Source organism: Ralstonia sp. ASV6 (genome assembly GCF_016429285.1).
In the GTDB taxonomy this organism is placed as follows: Bacteria; Pseudomonadota; Gammaproteobacteria; order Burkholderiales; family Burkholderiaceae; genus Ralstonia; species Ralstonia flaminis.
Window position 1 is genome coordinate 1 of record NZ_JAELUI010000289.1, and the last position, 2,400, is coordinate 2,400.

Annotated in this window: 3 protein-coding genes; all 3 read right to left on the bottom strand. The window is 65.4% G+C overall.

Translation table 11 applies throughout. From position 1 onward, the window contains the following. A partial coding sequence (locus JHD73_RS27495) for a TetR/AcrR family transcriptional regulator (RefSeq protein ID WP_199033295.1) occupies positions 1–307 on the bottom strand: 307 nt, incomplete at its 3' end. Positions 308–341: 34 nt separating this feature from the next. Next, the gene (locus JHD73_RS27500) at positions 342–1,604 is read right to left on the bottom strand and encodes an MFS transporter (protein ID WP_199033296.1); all 1,263 of its coding nucleotides are present in this window, start codon (positions 1,602–1,604) and stop codon (positions 342–344) included. An 18-nt stretch (positions 1,605–1,622) separates the two neighbouring features. Continuing rightward, on the bottom strand, positions 1,623–2,400 hold a 778-nt coding region (locus JHD73_RS27505), incomplete at its 5' end, for a porin (RefSeq protein ID WP_199033297.1).

Genomic DNA, 2,400 nt, shown 5'->3' on the forward strand with positions numbered 1-2,400 from the left:
GGTCCCATGCAGCTTCAATGGCGGTCACGGGGTTGTCGGCGTCATTCTGAATGCGCACGCGGGCAAGCTGCTCGCGGTGGCGGATCTCGCGCAGCACGATCTCCCAGAATTCATCGGCAGAGCCGAAGTGGTAGATCAGCATGCGGTGGCTGGTGCCGATGGCCTCGGCCACGCGCCGCAACGACATGTCGCCGATACCGTTGTCGAGCACATAGCGCACCGCCGCATCCAGTGATTTGACGGCGGATTCGCTGGGCGTGAACGGTGTGTCGATGCGCTTCTTGCGCGGTGCTGCGGTGGTGGCCATGGGATACAGCTCGATGCTTGGACTGCCCGCCAGTCTACGCGATCAACGGGCGCTGCCACACCGGCGGCTTGCGCATGCAAAGGATGGCCACCACCGACACCACAGCCGCAGCCAGCAGGTAATAAAGCGGCGCCCGGACAATGCCTTGCGACAGCGCATAGGTGGACACCACGGGAGACGCTGCGCCAAACAGCATCACGCCGATGTTGTAGCCCAGGCCAATGCCCAGCGCGCGCTGCCCCGGGGGAAAACGCTCGGCAAAGAATGGAAAGCTGCCGCCCAGGAACAGGCCGAACCCAAACGCGCACGCCCCCTGGAAGGCAAAAAGCGCCCCGGGCGTGGGGCTGACGAGCAGATGTTCATACAGCGGTGTGCCGATCCCCAGCGCCAGCACGATGCCGAACAACATGATGCCGCTGCGGCCACGCCGGTCAGACCAGGGCCCGCCGATGAGCGAACCGGCAATGATGGCGAGCGCCGCCAGCGTTGACCCGATGGCCCCGGTGGTCTGCCCGATCTTGAGCGCCTGCGTGGCAAATGCCGGCATGAAGACGATGGCGAGGTAGACCACCGCCGAGCCGAAGCCCGTCAATGCCGACACCATGACGATCTGCGCTGCCAGCACACGGGCGGGCAGCGTGCGAGCTTCCGTGCCGCCGGTGTGCATGGCGCCCGCGTGCAGGCTTTCGTTCATATGCCGGCGCAGGTAGGCCCCCACCGGAATCACGCACAATCCCACCACAAAGCCGATGCGCCAGCCCCAGTCCAGCGTGCGCTCCACACCCAGTGTGCCGAACACCAGCAGGGCCACCCCAGACCCCGCTGCCAGCGCCAGGTAGGTGGAGGCGCTGAACACGGCGCCATACCAGCCGCGCTGGTGCGGCGGGCAGGACTCGATTACCAGCGCGCCGGCGGCCCCGCTTTCGCCCGAAGCGGCAAAGCCGGACAACAACCTGCCGATGACCACCATGGCGGTCCCCAGAAACCCGGCGGTCTTGTAGGGTGGGGCGATGGCAATCAGCAACGTGCCCGCGCCCATCAGCAGGACGGTAGCCACCATGGCGGCTTTGCGACCGCGCCGGTCAGCGTAGCGACCGATGCACCAGGCGCCGAACGGACGCACGACAAAGCCGGCGGCGAACGCGGTGACGGCGGCCAGCGTAGAAAGCACCTCGTTGCCTGCTGGAAAGAAGTTGCGTGCAATGGCCAGCGCAAAGTAGCCGTACAGGGTGAAGTCGAGCCATTCGAAGAAGTTGCCGACGGCTGCGCCGACCAGGTTGTGGCGAAGGGTTGTCATGTCGCGTGCCTCCGGGGGTTAAAAGCGGTAACGCACGCCCACCGCCGCCTGAAACTGATTGGTGCCAGGCGTGACGCTGCTGGTGGTGCCGAGCGACTGCGCCAGCGTATTGGCGCCATACGCCGAGGCCGCCGCCGACGTGCCAAACGCCACCACCGGATAACTCGTGCCCGCGCCGCCCTGGTTATGGACAAACGCGCCAAGCAGGTACACATCCACGTTCTTAGACAGGTAATAGTCGAGCTGCGCGCCCACCAGATACGGGTGGATGTTGGTGTCTTCCACGCGCAGCTTGTAGAAGCCGACGCGAACATCCGCATTGCTGGTCAGCCAGTAAGCGGCACCGGCCCAGTACAGGTGCGTGGTGTAGGCGCGTCGCGCGGTGCCGGAAGAGGGGCGATCGCTGTCATGCGAGTAGCCGGCGTACAGGTTGAGCTTATCGATTGTGTAGTTGGCGCCGAGCATCCAGGTCTCGCGCTTCCAGTCGTTCAGGTAGGCGGGGCTGGCGATAGGCGGGCGTGGTGTACCGGCCGCCACGGCGTTGATCATCGAGCCTGAGGCATCCCACGGGTTGTCTTCGCGGTTGTAACCGGCCACCAGCGTGAGCGAAGGCGTGCCATACATCAGGTGTGCACCGAAGTCGCTCTTCTGCACGTTGCTCCCTGGGGAACCAAACGCGTAAAGCATGCTGCCCGAGATCGGCCCCCACGATGCCGGCGTGGTGTACCGGATCGTCTTGTCAAGCCGGTAGCCGTTGCCGGGCGCCAGCACGCTCAACTGCCCCAGTGCTACCACC

What these genes read in the sequence shown, in the direction of transcription:
- JHD73_RS27500 (WP_199033296.1), bottom strand. Translation starts at nt 1,604, where the DNA reads ATGACAACCCTTCGCCACAACCTGGTCGGCGCAGCCGTCGGCAACTTC.